Here is a 19,412-nt window from a genome sequence, read left to right as displayed (position 1 = left end):
TTGCCTAGAAATTCTTTATTTTGAAAGCATCCTTTTTAGTATAGCAAAATCCGGCAAACATTATCTACAAAAAAGCAGCGGAACTGAAATAAGTTCTACAAGTTCACAAAAAGCCTGGAAGCTTCGTATTTAACAGTACAAAAAAGACACCGATTAATTATCAGTGCCTTTTCTGTATCAGAATAAGGAGAAGCAAGCATTCCTGTAGCAATTAAAGCACGACTGATGCCGGGTAATGAATTCTCCATGCTTATCCATAATCTCTAGGACAGAATCAGTAGTTTGGCCTAGAGGAGATTTATTGTGAAAACACGGATAGATTGTTCTATCGGAATCAATAATCAGCGTTTTTGCTGAGAAATAACATTTGGGAATTATCCGCGTCTGCTTTTTCAAAGTAAATTCCGCAAGTTTGTAATGGTACTGACGCTCCTCAAACGCATAAAACCCCTTAAACACCGTCAGTGCCTTATCTATTTCCGGCGTTGAGGCTTTGTTCCAAGACAACAGATCTTCAGAATCCATGAGATTTAGGTTTACACCGAAGCCCCGTTCTTCTGCATATGCAATCACTTCATCAATATGATCCACATTTTCAGGTGAGACAGTTACATTCAAATCTACATGATCTGAGTAATGCTGTTCATAAATCATATGCAGCACTTCCATTACTTTTGCATAGCGTCCGCGATATTGATCTGTATAGGCTTCATTTAGACTGTCAAGGGTAATGGCGAGATGTACCCGATGTGCTATAAGCTGCTGCAACAGCTCTTCTGTAATAAGCGTCCCATTCGTCAATAACATAATATCCCGGACCCGGCTGCCTGCAAAGACTATCAGCTCCATAATATATCCCATGCTGAGTGGTTCACCACCGGTTAACAACAGCGACTTAACCGGAATGACCTCTGTTACACGCTCCAGAAACGAGGTAATATCTTCAAGCTTTAAATTATCGTTAAGAGAGGGGTAAATATCATTATTGTAATAGCAATAATGGCATTTAAGATTACATTTGGACGTCAAAATGAAACCAAGCTGATTAATCATTTACTCCCTCCTGTCAATGGAGCCTATCCACTCACTGACAAAACCCGATAGCTCCATGCCTGTGCATTGCTCTAAAAGCTCAATAAATAAATCAAGTGAAACCACTCGTCCACAATTATCAAATAGCTCAATGAGCTGTTTCAGAATAGTCATATCCATATTTTTTGACTGGAACAGTTCATTAAATGCCAGAACACCCTTACCGCAGATGAGCGCCAAAAATGTTTGTTCGTCCATATGGGGCTCGAATTCGGCAATTGTAGTGTCCGTACCGGCAATATTGGCCTCAAATAAATGCTTGTAATATTGAAGTTGCCTGTCAAAAAAAGCCTCACCAAACCTGTTTTTTAGATAACACAGCTGTAGATACTCCGTAAAGCTTTCCAAAAGCCAATGCCGCCCCCGGCCTACAAAGACGGTAGTCAGCCCGAGCTCCTGGTGAATGATTTCGTGAAAAAGGTACTTATAAAGAAATACAAGAGGCTTGGCAGCCATACAACCATCTACTAAGATCAGATTTTTACATGAAATTGCATTGACCTGCAGATCCACTATATCGACGATCCGACACTCCAGCCGGCGTTTAAAAAGAGAATAATAAAAATCTAAAAATAGCGAGAGTTCACCCGCCAAATCAACCCTTTCAAACAAGGAAAGCGTCGGTTTAGAGACAGCCACACTTCTTCCGCTGATCTCAATATTGAGCTTTCGCTCATTGTGCGCAGAACAATCAGCAATGACCAAACAGCTTAAATCTTTGATTGTATATTCCCCGCAAATCTTTTCTGCATTGGTGACAAAGGACAAATCGCTCTCAATGAACAAATGCGCGTTATTCTTCAGTCCGGGGGTAATAGAGGGAAAATGAATACTGCCGGGAAGCAGGCGGAAGGAATTATCCCCCTGTCTTTTACTGTAGGAAACGGTGATCTTTTTAAACAGCCTTAACGCAGTAATCCGTACCTGAGTTCCCGTCCGCTCATAATCTATTTCCTCATCATCAGCACATAATAGATGGATGGTATAGGAGCTATCCAGCATAAACTCCAGTGCACCCAGACTCTCCTTAAATACAGCCTCGTATGTAACGGCGAGAAGGGCCGCTCTGCAGATGACCGAGACCCGGCATGCCGGCAGCAGCACCGCTCGCTCCGGAATTTGTCGATTATGAATCATAGAAATCACCACTTTTCCCATCGATACTTAAGGTGAACGATTCCAGAACAATATCAAAGTGATAGGCTCTTTCGAATACCCCCTGCATATTCCGGTTATGTCCGAACCCAAGATGACAGGTCCCCCACAGCTTCTCGTAACTGGGCATAAACCGCAGGTTGGCTAAGTCAGCATTAGTGCCGATGCCGAACTCCGCCAAGGGAACCGGGATACCCTGATATTCACCTGAACTGAAATAGGCCATCCCGTCCTGAATGGACACGCGCTGCAGCCCTCCAGCAACAGCGTAGATAAGCTCTCCTTGGGCAGTATAGGGCTGAGGAGCAAAAAACACCTCGCCTCCCGGAAGCTGAAAGAGATGTTCATGCTCGCTAAATTGACAGTTTTCCATCAGGATTTCTTTTTCCCGGTCTCTTGTAAACTTCAAATCGGTTCCTAGGCTACTGCGGAGCCGGTAGCTGGTTCCCTGTAACAGAATACTTTGAACTTGGCGGTTTCTCCTGCTTAGCGCACCATAATCAAGATTGATGGCTCTTTTGTATAACCGGACTACGGCGTCTGCGTAATGCTGCGGTACATACAGCGTTGGGTCATCCATCAGAATCAAAGGCAGCTTCAGCGCTTCACAACGATTAATAAAATCATGCACAGCCGGAACTGTCGATGCATTTTCAGAGAAGGGAAACAGCATAAACAAGACTTTCTGTCCGATATAATCCTCCAGGAATTCCGGCTGAATACATTCGGAGACAGCAGCTGTCCGGACGAGCCCATTTCCTATTCCCGGCTGTGTGTATAGCTCTTCCACAACAGTATGTATATAAGTTGATCCGGGCGGATCAAATATAATAACGATCTCCCTTTCTCTGAGAAAGTCCTGATCTTGACCGAATAACTGCTGCTTCATATAGCTGGCTGCTCCCCTTCTGCCTGAACCATCCCGATTTGTACATACTTAGCATTAAAATAAATTAACACGGCATTAGAAATCAACAGGCTAACTGCCCCTAAATACCAGATAAAGGAGTACCCCAGCCGTTCAGTCAGCAAGCCAAGGAGCAGGGTGATCGCAAAACCGGCAAGCGACTTAAGTGCGGATAAACCTGAGGAGAAGGTAGCACGCTTGCTTCTGGGAATAAAATCCTGAACCCAGGCGCCGAAGCAGGAGGATTCCATAGCCAGCCCGAACTCGAATAGGATCAAGCCGCCCACAAATACAATCGGATTAGGAAACCATCCTACAAGCAGCAGCCCCAGTGCAGAAATTAACGTGCCACCTGTTATAATTTTAAGGGAAGAGACTTTCCGTTTGGCCAGAAAAGATACAAAAAAGCTGGATACACTCATGACAGCCATGAAAACGATTAGAATAATCCCCAGATAGCTTACTGACATATGAAGTTCATTGACACCGTATACCTGCCAGGTGAGCAGGAATGCGAGCAATGCTGCATGGCTGAATATGCTTTTCAGCAGGACAAACCGCATTAGCTTATTCTTGGCAAAATCTACTGAGGTGTTATATACCTCTTTAAAAATATTCTCTTCAGTTCGTTCCCCATAGTTATCAGTGAACCGGAACCAGGCGTAGATACCAAGACCGATGGCCACAATCCCTGCTATTGCAACAGGAAGATAAAGGTGAACATTACTGCTCACTGTTGCCAGAAAAGCACCGACAATAGCAAATGCGGAGATAAAGCCGTTTAAGCGGGGCAGCACCACATTCTTATAATCCAACATGCCGAGATCATCCAGCTTATCAATATACCACGCCTGAGGTGATCCAGAGATTAAGGCTACCCCCAAAGACATAATGATCGCAGAAACGATGAACAGCATGAGATTAGAGGCAAAAGCGAATAGGCATAAGCCTATGCCCCAAGTAAAGAAACCGATAGCGGTTAATTTCTTCCGTCCGAATAAATCTGATAAATTACCGCTGGGATAATCAAAAATCGCCAATGACAATGAAGACACTGCAAATACAATACTGATCTGCAGCGGATCGATCCCCCTCATGCTCATCAGCACGATATACACTGCTCCGTACAGCTTATCCGCCAGGTTGTAGCCGGAGAGCATGACGCCTACAAAAATGCTGTACTGCTTATGATCTGGTAATTTCTTCATATGATAACTCCCCGTTCCTGAACAGATCCAAAAAATCATCGTTCGTAATATACGGATGCTTCTTTAATCCCGAACGAACAGCAGCAAAGCCTAAAGCATAGGAAATACTTTCAATAGGAGCACTGTAGGCTTGCAGACATATACTCCTTAGCTGAGAAGCTGACTCACGGCCTTCACAATAGCCGGCAAGCCGGTCACTGGCCTGGTTAAAGCTGTATCCGCAGCAGTGTATAAGCACAGTTGATATGGCAAGCAGCAGTGATTTTCTTAATCCCTGCCTGAACTCTGCCATTAATTCCGCATCCTGAAGGATAAAGTGGCTAAAGCTATATTCACAATATTTCGCCCAGCCCTCTTCCATTATCAGATTGTCCATTACCGTACTCTCAATCATATTCTCCCGTGATTTGACGAATTTGGAGTAATGATGTCCCGGAAAAATCTCATGCACAAACCCGAGGGTCATACTAAAATCATTCAATTTCGCCGAGTCATAGATCAAGGCACCCTTTACCGCTTTTTCTTTCAGAGAATAGGACTTTAAGTAAGCCAACCGGCCGGGCTGTTTGTATTTCAGATCCTTCATATCGGAAATAACAACATGCTGCAGAAACTCTTCCGTATCGGCCTCTATGAATGCTTTGCCTGCATGAAGCACATACTCAAGCTGCGCTTTAAGCGGTAACATCGAACTACGCCCTTCCCCGGCAGCATGTCGGGCGCTGTCCGTTGTACAATTATACTCACCCACTTCAGTCTCGATATCATTCAAAAACCGCTGGAAATCCATCCGGATTCCGGATTCCAACGCGATATAAGTTCTAAAGCGTTCCTCTCCTATGCCCAGCATAAAGGCAGCGCTCTCCTCTTGCCGGCTAATAAGATATGCCCGGAATTTCTCTGCCTCCTGCTTGAGCATATCCACCGTTCCGCCGGGGAGGCTAAGCCCGCCCGCCATTAGCAGAATCTGCTTCAGTTCATCCTCCAGCTGTCTAATTCCGAGGATGCAATCCAGCTTAGTGACGGGCGCTTCAGATAAATTCCGGATCGCTGCAGCGTAGAACTGTTGCAGTGAGCTTACATATGTACCCAGAAGATCACTTCGGATATCTGCTGAGAAGACTGCTTCATAGGTTCTCCCTAATAACGATATTGTCCGTAACGAATGTTGAATATAGAATGCCGGGGCCCGCCACGACTGCAATTCTTCAAGCTCAAATATCCGCAGCTTAAGTGTCCTCTTCAATGAATGTATTGGCTTCTCGTCGCCTTCCTCCAGTTCTTCCGCCAGCCTCAGGAGCCGCTTGTATTCCGTAGTCATCCTATGGATATTGTTCTCCGTAAAGATGAACAGCTCCTGTCTGTCAATTCCCCACTTAATAGCCATACTTGGGTAAAGGCAGCTTGATAATTGAATGTACTGGTCTACAAGATATTCACGCGTTGGTTTCATCGTATGCAACCGCTCCATTATTCCGGAATAAATAGCTTTGCCCATTCTGATCCTTGGGAAAAATCATCACGTCCTGCAGTTCCTGCGTGTCCATAAGCTTCCACAGCAGCCTCTCCCAGCCGATGCCTATTGTAAACACCGGAGGTGAACCGCTTTTCAAAGCGTCCAGGTAGTAGGCATATTGCTCCTCACTTATCTGTAATAGCTTCAGGGACTGCAAAAACTCCTTAACCTTGTATTCTTTTTCACTGCCGCTGGCAATTTCTACACCATTAAGAATGAGATCAATTCCTTTACTTTCCTGCCCCAGCCGCTTCGTAAAAATATTCTGTCCTATTCCCTCCAGCGGCTCCTGTCCAGGTGTGTCTGCTTCAACAAACGGGTAATTTTCAATCCAGCAGAAGGAATATTTCTCAGTTGGTTGCCGTCTGTTTAATGAGCGGAGAATGGACGAGAAGAAGGCTGAAATTAGCGGCTCCGATCCCTCAATAAGCAGAATTTCTCCTCTATCAACGGGAGCGATCCCTTCGATAAAGGTTTTGAATTGAGCAAGGTCAAGCGCTCTGCCATTTCTATGGGACAGCCGGTTTTCAGCAATCCTCAGTATTGAATATCCTGAGACCGGCAGTTTCTCGGCTCTGCCCGCAATAAACTGAAGGACTGTTTCAGGCAGGGAATAAGGAATTATTAGTGTTTTATATGTACTGCTGCTGTCCATGCCGAATTCCGTGTATTTAGGCTGCAGGAATTTCCGGTATCTGAAATCAGGCTTATCAGAGCCATAGAGGCGTATAGATTCCTTATAATCCAGCACCGGAAACGGAATGGCGATTTCAATATCAAAGCAATTCAGGCAAAGCTGCTTCAGCATTTCTTCAATAAGTGCCTTTCCCTCTTCATTTGTACAAAAATCGCAATTAATCGCCAGCTGGGTAAACTCTACCAAAGCATCCGTTTTGACCTCGGTACTTTCTTCCGACAGCCGGAAACAGGGGTGGAATTGAAAAATCCGTTCCAGACCGCCTATATTGTTCAGCAGATTTAGAATATTAGGGGATTGCAGCAGGGTATGTTCGAATTGGCGGGAAAGCACATTATAAACTTTGAATTCATTGAAGCCGTACTCTTGTACACTTGTCCAGAGCAGCGGATTTCTTGTCTCAATGAAGTAACGGTCACCGAGAAATTGTCTGATCTGCTGCTCCATATCATTTATTTTTTGGGCCAGCCGGATGTTCTTGTGATTAAAAAATTTAAGATGTGTATGTTCTCTTTTGATGTGATCAGCAGTAACAGTTGGTGTAGAAGTATTCAGTACCTCCAGCCTGGTTGCAAGTAAAGAAGAGCAAGTCTCTTCAGCTTCCTTCTCCAAAATAACCTCAACTGAAACTACATCCCTGATCTGCAACTGGTCAGAATTGCAGCAGATCATAATTTCACCAGTCATATCCCACAGCATAAACCCATGTGGCTTGATCTCCTTCACCCAGCCTGCCAATGAATATTCACCAGAGTGCGCAGTCAATTCTGCTATAAGGACTCTCTTGTGCAGCATACAGCTAGTTCCCCCTTTTATTTAGTCACTGCCCAAGGGATAACGCTTTTGAAAAATTTGCACTTTTCTGGATTCAGCTTACCTTCTCTTACAATCGCTTCAAACGTGCAGGGTCCGCCGCAAATGTTATAGCCGACACAATGCAGACAGGCCTTGGAGCTATGGTCATCGAAATGCCAGTCAATAAAGGCCTCATCCAGAGAAAAATCACTGAAATTGGAGGTACATCTTTCGTCGCACTCTACAACGCACTTGGAGACCAGACCATCGCTTGTGACGTAAACTCCCCAGGAATTCTCGGCCTGTCCATAGGTGAGATTCATACAGGAGTTGGTTTGCGGAAATTGATTGTTTACGAGAAACACAATATTGTTGCCGGGGTGGTTGAACGGGACATTTACCTTATCGCAATACATCCAGGCTTTAATAATAGCCTCACCCAACGCTGCACCGTCGATATCCCAGCCATGCTCATTCGGCTGCGGCGTATTAACGCTAATTTCGGTGAAACCTATATCCTCTACTAGATGGGTAATTATCTCTGAGAAAATATCCAGGTTATCTTTGGTTGGAGTAATGATTCCGGAGAGTCTTCCTCCTGCGTTCCTGAAATGATGTACACCTCTTACAATGGCATCGTAACTGCCCGTGCCATTATGATAGATTCTGTTCTTATCGTTAATCTCTTTCCAGCCGTCAATGCTAAAAACAAGCATCATTTTATTCTCATAAAAGTATTGGGCGTTCTCCTCGGAAACTAGGGTTCCGTTCGTTACGATTTCTTCGGTGAAACCGGTGATCTGCCCGTTTCTATGGGCTTCCTCCAGCATTTCATGCCCGCGTCTAATCAGATCCATACGAATCAGGGGCTCTCCTCCAAAATACTGAAGAATAGGAGCAGCGTCCTGGTTCTGCTCGATAAACCATTTCATAGTATCCTCGAATGCCTCGATGCTCATTGAACCTTTATTCTGGTAAATATCATTTACAAAGCAATAGGTACAGTTCAAATTACACAATTCTGTCAAGGAGATCCGCATGTAACCAATTCTGTTCTTTCTTATTCGCTTATTGACATCTCTGCGGGTATGCCGCTGAAGCCTGGCTTCGGCAAATTCATCATGCTCACACGGCACAAGGAATTTCTGTTCCGCCAGATCCAGGCTGTAAGTATCCTCTGCTAACGGACGTGGAGTCTTGTAAGTCTGGTAAGCTTCATATCCTTCTCCCGGAAGCTCAAATAAACCCAGTGTATGGGCATTAAAGAACACATAATTCTCCTCTTTATCAAAAATATTCGCAAATTTTGACTGTCTGTATAACATGGTCCATCCTCCCGTTCCGGATGGGAGAGAGGAAAACACCTCTCTCCTGAATAAGTACCGGTAAATTATTTAGCTGTAAGTAGTGCTGTTTCTGACTTTTTTTCTTCCAGTTCGATAGCCTCGAGGAGCTCCGCTTCAAATTCTTCAAACTCAACGTCAAGAGCAATGACGGCTCTTGATCTTTTGCATACATCTGCAAAAGCAGGAGCCTGTAAAGAGATTTTCTTTTCTTTCAGCATAATTCCGCCTCCTTTCTTTTTAAATAAATTTAATAATATGTAAATACATATTATATATTGGGATTATATAGAAACTTATTCTAATTGCAATTCAAATCCCCCAACGTTCAATTTTTATACATATTAAGGAATAAAAATATATTAAATACATTTAATGGTGATTTGGATTATTGACATCTTTTCAGCCGCCGAGATTAAATTAGATTGTGCGTCTATTCCAAATGTCAAAGGAGCCCCTATTGATGTCTATACAAGAGGAGAGTTTATATTATGATATCCTTTACGATAATTACCTCGATGATCTGGAGTTTTATAAAGAGCTTTTAAGCGGGAATGTGCTTGAACTGGGCTGTGGGACGGGAAGACTAACCCTTCCTTTGGCCTGTGCCGGTCTAAATATTACCGGGCTGGATATTTCTGCGGAGCACCTCGATGCAGCCCATTCAAAAACAAATAGACTACAATGTAGTCCTGATTTCATCAAGGCGGATATGCGGGATTTCAGTATAGACCGTAAATTCGATGTTATTTTTGCCCCCTTTAACACACTATGCTTTTTACACACTGTTCCTGATATTTCAAGCTGCTTTGACCGGGTGAAGAAACACCTTAAACCGAATGGCAAGTTTATAGTCGATGTTTTTTTGCCGTCTATGCCTATTCTCCTGCGTAATCCCAACACCCTGTATGAGGTTAAGGAAACAATTGATCCCTTGACCAGCGAACCGCTAAAAATTTCCGAAAAGAACATTTATAACAAGCTCACTCAGGTCCTGTCCATTTCTTATCTCTTTGAGACGGCTGAAAAGAAATTCTCCCGCAATTTGCAGATGAAAATGTACTTTCCTAAAGAACTTGAAGCCTACTTTACCTTTCACGGTTTCAAAATTGTCCATACCTATGGCGGCTATGCATACGAGCCGCTGTCAGTCAAATCCCGACAGCAAATAATTGTGTCTTCTCTCTAGCCTCAGCACAAAAAGATCCCCCTGCAGCGTATGCAGAGGGATCTCCAACAGTTCTCTTATGCAGGGCTTAGCGGTTAACCTGCCAAACCACATTATCTTCATCCTGGCCGTTAACCGGCCACCAGTGGAAGCCTTCGCCAGCCAGCAGCTGATCGGCTTCGACCGGCCCCCAGGAGCCGGCAGGATAGGAAGCGAGATCGTTGCTCTCTTCCTTCCATGCCTTGGCGATACGGTCCACGAAGGACCAGGCAGAGGACACTTCATCCCAGCGGGTGAAGTAAGTGGAATCCCCGCGCGCAGCATCATGCAGCAGACGCTCATAAGCTTCCGGCGAATTGATGCCGATCATGCAGCTCTGGCAGAAATCCATCGCCAGCGGCTGAATTTCCGATTCGGAGCCCGGCTTCTTGGCATTGATCTTCACGTAGATGCCTTCCATCGGATTCACACGGATTACGAGCAGGTTCGGCTCCAGATTATGCTTCTGGCCCAGATAAACATTGGTCGGCATTCCTTTGAACTCTACAACCACTTCCGTAGTCTTCACAGGCAGACGTTTGCCGGTACGGATATAGAAGGGAACCCCTGCCCAGCGGAAGTTGTCTACAAATACACGGGCTGCGAAATACGTCTCCGTATTCGATTCCGGGTCCACCTTATCTTCCTGGCGGTAAGCCGGAAGGGTCTTGCCCTTGTAGAGCCCTTGCGTGTATTGACCGCGCACTACGTTCTCGCGAACCTCTTCCGCAGTAGCGTAAGGACGCAGCGAACGGAGCACCTTCACTTTCTCATCACGGATATCTTCAGCCAGCAGACGGCTTGGCGGTTCCATAGCGATCATTGTCAGTAGCTGCAGAATATGGTTCTGTCCCATATCGCGCAGTGCTCCGGCATGATCGTAATACCCGCCGCGCTCTTCCACACCCACGGTTTCCCCGAGTGTGATCTGAATGTTGGCGATATGCTTGTTGTTCCATAGCGGCTCGAAGAAAGCATTGGCGAACCGGATCACTTCAATATTCTGCACCATTTCCTTACCGAGGTAATGGTCAATCCGGTAAATCTCTTCTTCCTTGAACACCTGGCGGATTTGCTCGTTCAGCTGTTCAGCGGATTCCAGATTGTAGCCGAATGGCTTCTCGATCACCAGACGGTTCCAGCCCCGGGTCTGCAGCATGCCGCCAGCCTTCAGGTTGAAGGAGACACTGCCGAACAGTTCAGGTGCAAGCGCCAGATAGAACAGGCGGTTGCCCGGAATATGGAACTTCTCTTCGAGCGCTTCCGTCTGGGCATTCAGCTCACGGAAACCGTCGATATTGTTGATGTCCAGAGACTTGTATTCGAAATGCTGCACGAACTCGTTCCATTCCGCAGCATCTCCTGCCTGGTAGCGGCAGAACTCGCGGATGGATTCCTTCACATCTTCCCGGAATTCATCCTGGGTACGGGGACGCCGAGCCACGCCAATTACCGCAAAATCATGTGTCAGCTTGCCTTCACGGTACAAACTGTAAATCGCCGGGAAAAGCTTACGCCGGGCTAGATCTCCGGTTGCCCCGAAGATAAAGAATACAGCACCGGGTGTATGCAGTGCATCAAGGGTTTGATTTTCAGCCATGGCTCCTCATCTCTCTGTATGTAATATAGTTGACATTCATTCTCAGCGGCGGTCATGATATAAAATACGCATGACGGCGTGATGTCATTTTATCATAATTGCACTAAGGATGCTATCACATTCCTGACAGTTTTTCTCGGGATTTCGTAATTTTCCATTACTCTTTCTTATGCTTTCACATGTTCCCGCTTATACTACCGATATTATACCGCCCCGCCAAAAGCTCCGCAACGTGGAGCCGCTGCGGAGTAAGCCCGGAAACTCCGGCTTCAATATTCGATCGTAATCAGCGGAAGTCCGAGGGTCACACGGTTTCTGTCCTCATTCCCGTCCCTGTGCACCGCCAGCTGGAGCGCAAGCTCATGTCCGCCGCTGCTGACGGTGCGCTGCAGGCCGGGCACGCTATACGAACGGCTGGATGTAGTTTCATCTGCGTAATTCTCTTCCGCATGAATGCCGGGGAGCTGCGCTGCAAGGTTCCGCTCTGTGGCCAGGAGCGCAGCCTGAGGTCCGCTCTGCTCCTTCGCCGGAGCCTGCAGAGAGACGTTCCACTCTGCCACAATACCCGCCTGTAGCATCGCCTGCCCGGCGTCACCTGCTGCTGACGTAAGCTCCGGCGAGTCCAGGAGATCCGCCGTCTCGAAGGTGACGATGCAATAGCTCCGTCCGCCGCCGAGCTCGCTCCAGAACAGGGAGACCTGCGCTCCTCCGCTGACTTCTGCGGAGGAGCGCGAGGTTAGATGCCCATCCTCATCAGAGGAGCTGACTTCACCGAGTCCGAGCCGGGAAGACAGGTTCTGTACAGTAGCGTCTGCCGCAGCCTCTCCGCTATATTCTCCCTGCCACTTCAATACGAGCCGGAGCGGAGCCCCGGGAGCAGATACCTCGCGGCCGAGTGTAGTCAGCAGCGCCAGAGAATCCTGAAGCTCTCCCGCACCAGCAGTGGAAGCAGTGACCGCAGACACAGCAGATACTTCCTGTAAGCCATTTCCTCCGGCTGTCCCCGCGCTGCGGAAGCCGCTAAGCAGCATAACCGCCACACACAAGCCCGCCAGCACCAGCCTCCCTTTGCTCTGTCCTCTGTTCCCCACTCTGCATCTCCCTCTCAATCCGTTCTAGTAATCTACTAGACAGGATATCCAGCTTCAGAGAAAGATATACCCCGCTGAGAGAGACTCTCTGAGACTCCCGATCCGGCAGTTGCATAGTTCACCGGAATGTAATGAGATTTTAATCACTTCTATAGAAGTATTTATTAGTTTATATTTCCATTAATAGGATTCACATTATATAAATAGAAGAGGTACTCAATCAGCATGCTTAAAAAGTGGTTTCACCGAAACAGCACTGACTTCCGGCTTATCAACGATCTGGTTGTCCCTATGTTTTTCCTTCAGATTCTCCAGCTACTCTTTCAGCTCGGCGACCAGGCGATTATCGGCAGGCTTAGCGTTGAAGAATTTGCCGCAGTGGGCATCGCCTCATCTTTTATTTTTCTAATCACCGGAACGATCGGCATTCTATGCGCAGCCTTCAACATCATCGGCGGAAGATTCTTCGGCAACAATGATATTCCTAAGTTTGGCCAAGCCTTTAATACAAGCATGACAATGTCCATCATTATCGGCATCCTGTTCGAACTGCTGTTATTAGGGACTGGCAGATGGATATTGGGCACGGTCTATGATCTGAATTTCGCACCTGCCACTCATTATTTGTATATCAGCGGAATGACCATGGGCATGAATATGGTTCTGTTTAATTTCTCAGCCTATTTCAAGAACATCAACCAAGCTAAGCTGTTAACCTTCAGTTTCGTGGCAGCAGGCATCGTGAATATATTCTTCGATTATGTGCTCGTCTTCGGCAAATGGGGATTTCCTGCGCTGGGTATGAGCGGCGCCGCTGTCGGCTCTGTCGCGGGCTATGGTGCGAGCATTATAGTCTGCATCTATTTTTTCCGCAAAAGCAGCTTATTCAGCTTCTCTCTTCAGATCAACCGTCCCATTGCCAAGCAGCTGCTGAAACTCTATTTCCCCATGGCCCTTCAGGACCTTATTGAATACACTTTGTTTGCAATGGGCATCATGGCGATCATCTCCAGAATGGAGTCTGAATTCATCGCGTCATACACCGTTGTGACCACTTTGCTTGAGATCATTCTGATTCCGATGTACTGCTTCGCGGGCAGCTGTATGACAATTACCGCGAAGGCCTACGGCACGCAGCAAGCAGGGTACACCAAATATTCGTATCTGTCGCTCCAGCTTATGTTAATGATCAGCATTCCGCTAACCTTGATCGTGATCTCCTTCTCCTATCCGCTTATTGCCATCATCACAGACAAAGCCGTTGTCATCTCACTAGTGGAACATGTTCTTCCCCTGGCGCTGGCGCTGAATCTGATAAACGGGCTGCAGATGATTATGCGCTCTACCCTGCAGGCGATTGACCTGGAGAAGTGGGTGCTTGTGTACTCGGGGGTGGTGTATGCAGTATCCCTGGTGATCATTTATTTATGTATCCGGAAGCTCGAACTAACCGGTGTCTATCTCGGGTTTGGGGTTAGTTATCTGCTCTTATCCTTAGGTTATGTATACAAACTGCAAGGACGTGAGCCTTACGCGCACGCAAAAACACTTTCAAGATAACTCCCCGTCCCTCCCGGGCCAGGGCTGATTTCTCTTGAAAGTGCGTAATGGCTTCTATGGTCTATGGCTTTATTCCGCCAGTCCATTCTTATATGCGTAAATAGCCGCCTGGGTCCGGTCTTCGACGCCCAGCTTGGCGAGAATATTCGTGACATGGAATTTCACTGTCTTGATTCCAATAATTAATTGATCGGCAATATCCTGATTGGACTTGCCCTGGGCCAGCAGCTTCAGCACTTCCATCTCGCGTTCGGTAAGCTCCTTGTAGGCCGGAGATTCACCTCTGGCATTCGAGCGGAACCGGTTCATCATTTTGGAAGCCACTTGTGATTCCAGCACGGACTGACCTCTTGCAGCAGCCCGGATCGCATCGGCGACTTCACTGGCCCGCGAGGTTTTGAGCAGATAGCTGAACGCGCCGGCTTCAATGACCGGATACATTTTCTCATCATCCAAATAACTGGTCAGCACTATAACTTTGCAGTCCGGGTACAGCTTCAGCAGCTGTCTTGTTGTTTCGATCCCGTCCATGCCGTCCATCACCAGATCCATCAGCACCACATCCGGATTATATTCCTGTGCCAGCCGGATTCCTTCTTCGCCGCTTCCGGCTTCACCTACAACTTCAATCCCATCCTCGGTGCCAAGCACCGCAGCAAGTCCGATCCGGACCATTTCGTGATCGTCCACCAGCAGGACCTTGATCGCTTCCGCTTCCTCCATCTCCATGGTTACCCTTGCCCCCTATTCATTGACTACCGGTACGGTAATATCAATCCGCATTCCTTTGCCGGGAGCGGTGATGAACTGGATCGAGCCCCCGATCTCCGTTATCCGCTCCTGCATATTCGAAAGTCCGTAGGATGTCTGCTTGCTCTCATCCAGCTCAAAGCCAATCCCGTCATCACGCAGCGTCAGACGGACCGTATCGCCGCGGCGGTGCAGGCGGATCTCCATCTTCTCCGCTTTGGCATGGCGCAGCGTGTTCGAAATCGCCTCCTGCACAATGCGGAACAAATGATTCTCGACGCCTTTGAGCAGCTGCACGCCCTGATCCATCTCGAACACAATATCAATCGGAACCTTGATCTTCAGTTCCTTGATCAGCTCCTGCAGCCCCTGCTCCAGCCCCTTGCCTTCCAGATATACCGGCCGCAGGTGCAGCAGCAATGCCCGCATCTCCGACTGGGCTACGGCGGACATCTCCTCAATCAGCGCAATTTGCCGCTGCGCCTTGTCGAAATCCTTCTCCAGCGTCCGGCCTACAGCCGTCGCCGTCATCGAGATCGCGAACAGCTGCTGGGATACGGCATCATGCAGCTCGCGTGCCAGCCGCTGACGTTCCTCGATAATCGCCGTCACCCGGGCTTGCTCGGCAAGCTTGGCATTATTGGTGGAGAGCCGCTGCAGCGTATTCACCTGATTCTCCCACTTGCCGCCAATCCGTCCGAGCTGTTCCCCGAGCCGGCCCAGCTCATCATGGCCCAGATCCGGCATTACCGGGGTGAGGTTACCCTTCTCCCAGGCTACCAGCGTAGCCCGCAGCAGCTCCAGCTTGCGCTTGCTGCGGAAGCCCTGATAGAATCCGTACCCGATGCCGAAGGCCATCGGCAGCAGAATCAGCGTCATTGCCGTTCTCACGCCGACCTTCCAGTCCTCAAACGGCTGTAATAATCCATATGTATACATAATGTATGTAATAACAAGCAGCATGATCAAAGAGAACAGAGCCCCCTCGCCCATACTGCGCGTTACCATGTTACTGCTTTTTTTGCCCATGCCCGGGAGCCCTCCCTTCCATCTCTCTGCTCATATGCTGTATTCATCAGGGAAACCGTATGTCGAGATCACCCATCAGATATGAGATATTGAATTTCACTTTATGCTCGCTGCTGTCGTAGTTGGGTGACTTCCAGTTCAGCCGGTTCAGCATCCCTGTGTCCCGGTGACTGCCGGATTCAATAGAGCCGAACAGCACGAAGGCTTCGATCTCTACCCCGTAATCCTCGGACATCAGAATATCCACATCGCCAAAAATACCCTGGAACAGCATAATTGTCTCTTGTTCTTCCGCCATTGCCAGCGAAAGATCCACGTCCGCCTCACCCAGCACATGCCAGGCACTGAGGCTGCGCATGACCCACGGCGAGAGATCCCAGTCGAATCTGGAAGAGAAGCTTTGCTTCTGCATAAACCCGGCCTTGCGCTGCATTCTTTTGGATTTGACAAAGAACATCCCCAGCGAAATCAGGCAGATTCCAAGCACCAGCAGCAGATGGTCCAGCAGCAGCAGCACCGCGCCGATCCCCAGAAGCTTATACCCCTGCTTCACCTTGCCTGACGTTGTCCGGTAAATCCCCAGCAGCAGGAACAGGAGTGCGACAATGGAGAAGAAGCCGATCCATTTGCCAAAAATCATCAAGCAGCCGACACCAATCAGTCCGATGGCAATCAAACGGTTCCGTTTATCCATTCCGCACCTCCTTAAAGTTTTGCCAAGCAGAAACAGCTACGCCGTCTTTTAAGGGACGGTGCGTTTCAGCGAGAAATAGAAGGATAAGTTATCATGCCAGCATATAAATTCTTATATTTGAAGCAAAACTGACTTCGTAAGCATAATCTGAGTTTTGCCAAGCTGACTTCGCAAGCCTCAGCTTATCTGCAGCTATAACCGCTTCCCGCTACAAAAGCCATACCGGTATGGAGAATCCATACCGTATGGCTTTACCTTGTTCAGCATATCATATCTGCCTATTCTTTAGGAACAGGCATTATTCTTCTTTTTTATCTAGTGAAGGAGCTGCCGGAGCAGAATTCAGCTTGCTCTTGAGTGCTGCGAGCTGTTCTTCCACTTTGAGCTGCTTCTCAGGATCTACCGGCTTAGCATATGCGGTTGCCGAAGGGCTATACGGAGCACGCATAACATCTGCTTCCGCTTCAAGCTGCATGATCTTTTCTTCCATGCGGTGGAATCCAAGGGATGCACTTCCGCTTTCAATGGAATGTACACTGCTGATCTGGGACATTTGCTTCTTGGCTTTGGCCATTTGAGCACGGGAGACCAGTTCATTACGTTTGTTGCGCAGCTTGTAGAACTCATCCTTCATATCATGAAGCTGCTGCACCAGTTCCTTGGCTTGAACCTCAGCCTGGGCGTGAAGCTCGCTGTATTCAACATGCTTCTGGTCGAAATAAATCTTCTCTTCCAGCAGCTTGCGGGTAACTTCCTCCTGGCCGTTCTTAAGCGCAAGTTCCGCTTGTGCTGCACGCTGTCCGGATACCTTAGCAGCTTCATCCACACGCTGCTTCATACGGCGTTCGTTGGCCATCTGCTTCGCTACCGTTACTTCAGCCTCATGAATCTCAGCCTCCATATCGCGCAGATATTGATTCAGCATTACGATTGGGTCCTCTACCTTATCCAACATGTCGTTTACCGACGCTTTAGTCATATCTTTAATCCGTTTGAATACTCCCATAATTTACACTTCTCCCTTCTCGTATTTAGACAGTTTTTGTTTGAGCTCTTCTACTTCTTTTTGCAGTGCCTTCTTCTCAATATCCTTCATCATGGCATCCAGACCGGAATCGGGAGCCGTGTAAGCGCCTGCTTTGTCATAGCCGGGATTATAGCCCGGCTGTCCGCCGTATGGGCCATATCCTTGTTGTCCCTGAGGTCCCTGCGGTCCGCGGCCATGCTCAGGTCTGCCTGAGTAAGGACCGCCGTATGGGCCGCCCGGCGCACCGGGTCCAAAGGGATTGTACTGGGTAGGCTCCTTGGGAATTACCATTGCTGCGATAAGGTACACCAGGATAGTGGCTCCTCCGCTAAAAGGAATGCTGACCACCAGCAGAATTCTGAACAGTGTGGAGTCGATGCCGAGTGTCTCGGACAATCCGCCTGCCAGCCCTGTCATTACCCTGTCTCTGGTTGAACGGTACAATCGGGTCATAGTACTACTCCTTTCTGCCATCATTGTTCAGCTTCTCCTTCAGGCGGGCCATTTCTCTTTCGAGCACGGTCGCCACCGTCTCACCGGCCTGCACTGCGTATTCCTGTCCCATCCGCCGCAAATCGCTCAGGCTTTTGGCTTCCAGCTCCCAATCGGTCATCTTGTCCTCCAGACGGCCGAACATCTTGGGAACATCACCGCCGCCGTAAGCACTCGCTCTTTGATTCATGCGCTGCTGCAGCCGAAGTGATTCCATCCGGGCTGCATAGAACTGGCGTTTGCTGTACACTGTCTGATACTCAATTTTGAGTTCATTCAACTGGCTTTCAAGCTCGAAGAGTGATTGCTGGCTGGTTTCCAGCAGCCCGCTGTATTGCTCCAGCTTTTCCTCGTGGATAATTTTCTCCTGCAATGCCAGTTTGGCGAGATGATCTTCGCCGGCCTTGAGCGCGAGGAGTGCCTGCTCTTCACGTTTGTTTCTCATGGCGGTTGCCTGATTCACCTGCTGCTGCAATTGCTTCGTATGGGAAGCGTACTGCTGGTACAGCCGCTCTGCCTCCCCTATTTCCTCACGGGTTGAATGTAGAAATTGATCAATCAGCTTCACGGGATCCTGACTCTGCTCCAGGCGTTCATTCAAGTTGGCTACGGTGATATCCCTCATTCTGCGAAAAACACTCATGATTTCCTGTTCCCTCCCTGCTTCTAATTAAGTAATTGTTCTACCTCTTAGTATGTTCTGCTCCGCTTACCCCGGAGTACCGAGATGCCCCACACTACCAGCGCCACACCGAGCAGCGGTCCGATAATCCAGGAAAGCTTGGAGAGCAGGGACATGATACCGATGAACATTACCACCCAGCCGATAATCTTGCGTCCGCTCTTAATTCCGTAGTATCCGAGAACAACCAGCAATACCGGGAACAGGATGCCGAAGATGCCGTGAATCAAATGAGGCAAAATCCCTAACAGCATTACCGCTCCAATTGCAATCAGCACAATCGCAAGTCCGTTACCTTTTCTTTGCATTTTTTCTCACCGCCTTTCGCTGATCTCTTTCTTATAACCTTATTCTAGGGCAAACCGCAGATTTTCAAAACAGACTGTGGACGGTTTTATGTACTGGACCTTAGTCGGGGACTTATGCACGACCGCAGACCGCGGGGCTCGGGAAATAATTCATCTTGCATAAAGCTACACAACTATTGTTGGACTCTACATTATAATGAAGACTTTTGTCGGATAATGTCCAGAATATGTCCACTTTACTGTGTTAGAGTGTGATATA

General features: G+C 47.9%; 19 protein-coding genes. 2 read left to right on the top strand and 17 right to left on the bottom strand.

Annotated elements, in window-relative coordinates; all coding sequences use genetic code 11:
- Positions 1-177: 177 nt before the first annotated feature.
- From NSQ73_RS03120 to NSQ73_RS03085, 8 genes are all read right to left on the bottom strand, one after another.
- Positions 178-1,053 carry a radical SAM protein gene (locus NSQ73_RS03120; RefSeq protein ID WP_340985356.1) on the bottom strand — a complete coding sequence of 292 codons (876 nt, stop codon included), beginning with the start codon at positions 1,051-1,053 and terminating at the stop codon, positions 178-180.
- Complete coding sequence (locus NSQ73_RS03115) at positions 1,054-2,229, bottom strand: hypothetical protein (protein WP_340985355.1); 1,176 nt, start codon at positions 2,227-2,229, stop codon at positions 1,054-1,056. It abuts the gene before it with no gap.
- A complete protein-coding gene (locus NSQ73_RS03110) occupies positions 2,219-3,136 on the bottom strand; it encodes a hypothetical protein (protein WP_340985354.1) in 918 nt (305 codons plus the stop codon). The genes NSQ73_RS03115 and NSQ73_RS03110 overlap by 11 nt, the downstream gene beginning before the upstream one ends.
- Positions 3,133-4,362: an MFS transporter gene (locus NSQ73_RS03105; protein WP_340985353.1), complete on the bottom strand. Its 1,230-nt coding sequence runs from the start codon at positions 4,360-4,362 to the stop codon at positions 3,133-3,135. Before NSQ73_RS03105 ends, NSQ73_RS03110 begins: the two co-directional genes overlap by 4 nt.
- A complete protein-coding gene (locus tag NSQ73_RS03100; RefSeq protein WP_340985352.1) occupies positions 4,340-5,749 on the bottom strand; it encodes a hypothetical protein in 1,410 nt (469 codons plus the stop codon). The genes NSQ73_RS03105 and NSQ73_RS03100 overlap by 23 nt, the downstream gene beginning before the upstream one ends.
- 49 nt (positions 5,750-5,798) lie before the next feature.
- Entirely contained in the window at positions 5,799-7,370 is a 1,572-nt protein-coding gene (locus tag NSQ73_RS03095) for an amino acid--tRNA ligase-related protein (protein ID WP_340985351.1), read from the bottom strand.
- Positions 7,371-7,387: 17 nt separating this feature from the next.
- A complete protein-coding gene (locus NSQ73_RS03090) occupies positions 7,388-8,695 on the bottom strand; it encodes a radical SAM protein (RefSeq protein ID WP_340985350.1) in 1,308 nt (435 codons plus the stop codon).
- A gap of 65 nt (positions 8,696-8,760) precedes the next feature.
- Complete coding sequence (locus NSQ73_RS03085; RefSeq protein ID WP_340985349.1) at positions 8,761-8,934, bottom strand: hypothetical protein; 174 nt, start codon at positions 8,932-8,934, stop codon at positions 8,761-8,763.
- A gap of 242 nt (positions 8,935-9,176) precedes the next feature.
- Between NSQ73_RS03085 and NSQ73_RS03080 the strand changes: the two genes are divergently transcribed.
- Positions 9,177-9,902 (top strand): class I SAM-dependent methyltransferase, encoded by a 726-nt coding sequence (locus NSQ73_RS03080; RefSeq protein ID WP_340985348.1) that lies wholly within the window; start codon positions 9,177-9,179, stop codon positions 9,900-9,902.
- 67 nt (positions 9,903-9,969) lie between these two features.
- On the opposite strand, the gene zwf is transcribed toward NSQ73_RS03080, so the two are convergent.
- Both zwf and NSQ73_RS03070 read right to left on the bottom strand, forming a co-directional pair.
- Positions 9,970-11,520, bottom strand: coding sequence for a glucose-6-phosphate dehydrogenase (zwf, locus tag NSQ73_RS03075; protein WP_039307355.1), 1,551 nt, complete (start codon positions 11,518-11,520; stop codon positions 9,970-9,972).
- A gap of 269 nt (positions 11,521-11,789) precedes the next feature.
- Complete coding sequence (locus NSQ73_RS03070; RefSeq protein WP_340985347.1) at positions 11,790-12,611, bottom strand: YwmB family TATA-box binding protein; 822 nt, start codon at positions 12,609-12,611, stop codon at positions 11,790-11,792.
- A gap of 225 nt (positions 12,612-12,836) precedes the next feature.
- Between NSQ73_RS03070 and NSQ73_RS03065 the strand changes: the two genes are divergently transcribed.
- The gene (locus NSQ73_RS03065; protein WP_340985346.1) at positions 12,837-14,171 is read left to right on the top strand and encodes an MATE family efflux transporter; all 1,335 of its coding nucleotides are present in this window, start codon (positions 12,837-12,839) and stop codon (positions 14,169-14,171) included.
- 69 nt (positions 14,172-14,240) lie between these two features.
- Here NSQ73_RS03065 and NSQ73_RS03060 read toward each other — a convergent pair whose 3' ends face one another.
- The 7 genes from NSQ73_RS03060 to NSQ73_RS03030 form a co-directional block, all read right to left on the bottom strand.
- Positions 14,241-14,894, bottom strand: coding sequence for a response regulator (locus NSQ73_RS03060; protein WP_039307403.1), 654 nt, complete (start codon positions 14,892-14,894; stop codon positions 14,241-14,243).
- A 21-nt stretch (positions 14,895-14,915) separates the two neighbouring features.
- Positions 14,916-15,950, bottom strand: a complete 1,035-nt coding sequence (locus NSQ73_RS03055; RefSeq protein ID WP_340985345.1) for a sensor histidine kinase — start codon at positions 15,948-15,950, stop codon at positions 14,916-14,918.
- A 46-nt stretch (positions 15,951-15,996) separates the two neighbouring features.
- Positions 15,997-16,644, bottom strand: a complete 648-nt coding sequence (gene liaF / locus NSQ73_RS03050; RefSeq protein WP_039307347.1) for a cell wall-active antibiotics response protein LiaF — start codon at positions 16,642-16,644, stop codon at positions 15,997-15,999.
- A 298-nt stretch (positions 16,645-16,942) separates the two neighbouring features.
- Entirely contained in the window at positions 16,943-17,650 is a 708-nt protein-coding gene (locus tag NSQ73_RS03045; RefSeq protein ID WP_039307345.1) for a PspA/IM30 family protein, read from the bottom strand.
- A 3-nt stretch (positions 17,651-17,653) separates the two neighbouring features.
- Complete coding sequence (locus tag NSQ73_RS03040; RefSeq protein WP_340985344.1) at positions 17,654-18,124, bottom strand: PspC domain-containing protein; 471 nt, start codon at positions 18,122-18,124, stop codon at positions 17,654-17,656.
- Between the two features lie 4 nt (positions 18,125-18,128).
- On the bottom strand, positions 18,129-18,806 hold the full coding sequence (locus tag NSQ73_RS03035; RefSeq protein WP_042239590.1) for a PspA/IM30 family protein: 678 nt from the start codon (positions 18,804-18,806) through the stop codon (positions 18,129-18,131).
- A 47-nt stretch (positions 18,807-18,853) separates the two neighbouring features.
- On the bottom strand, positions 18,854-19,153 hold the full coding sequence (locus NSQ73_RS03030) for a LiaF transmembrane domain-containing protein (protein WP_039307338.1): 300 nt from the start codon (positions 19,151-19,153) through the stop codon (positions 18,854-18,856).
- Between the last annotated feature and the right edge of the window lie 259 nt (positions 19,154-19,412).

This window comes from Paenibacillus sp. FSL R10-2736 (assembly GCF_038000245.1).
Taxonomy (GTDB): domain Bacteria; phylum Bacillota; class Bacilli; order Paenibacillales; family Paenibacillaceae; genus Paenibacillus_AQ; species Paenibacillus_AQ phytohabitans.
The sequence above is the reverse complement of the archived record's forward strand: the minus strand, read 5'-3'. Positions and strand labels throughout refer to the sequence as shown.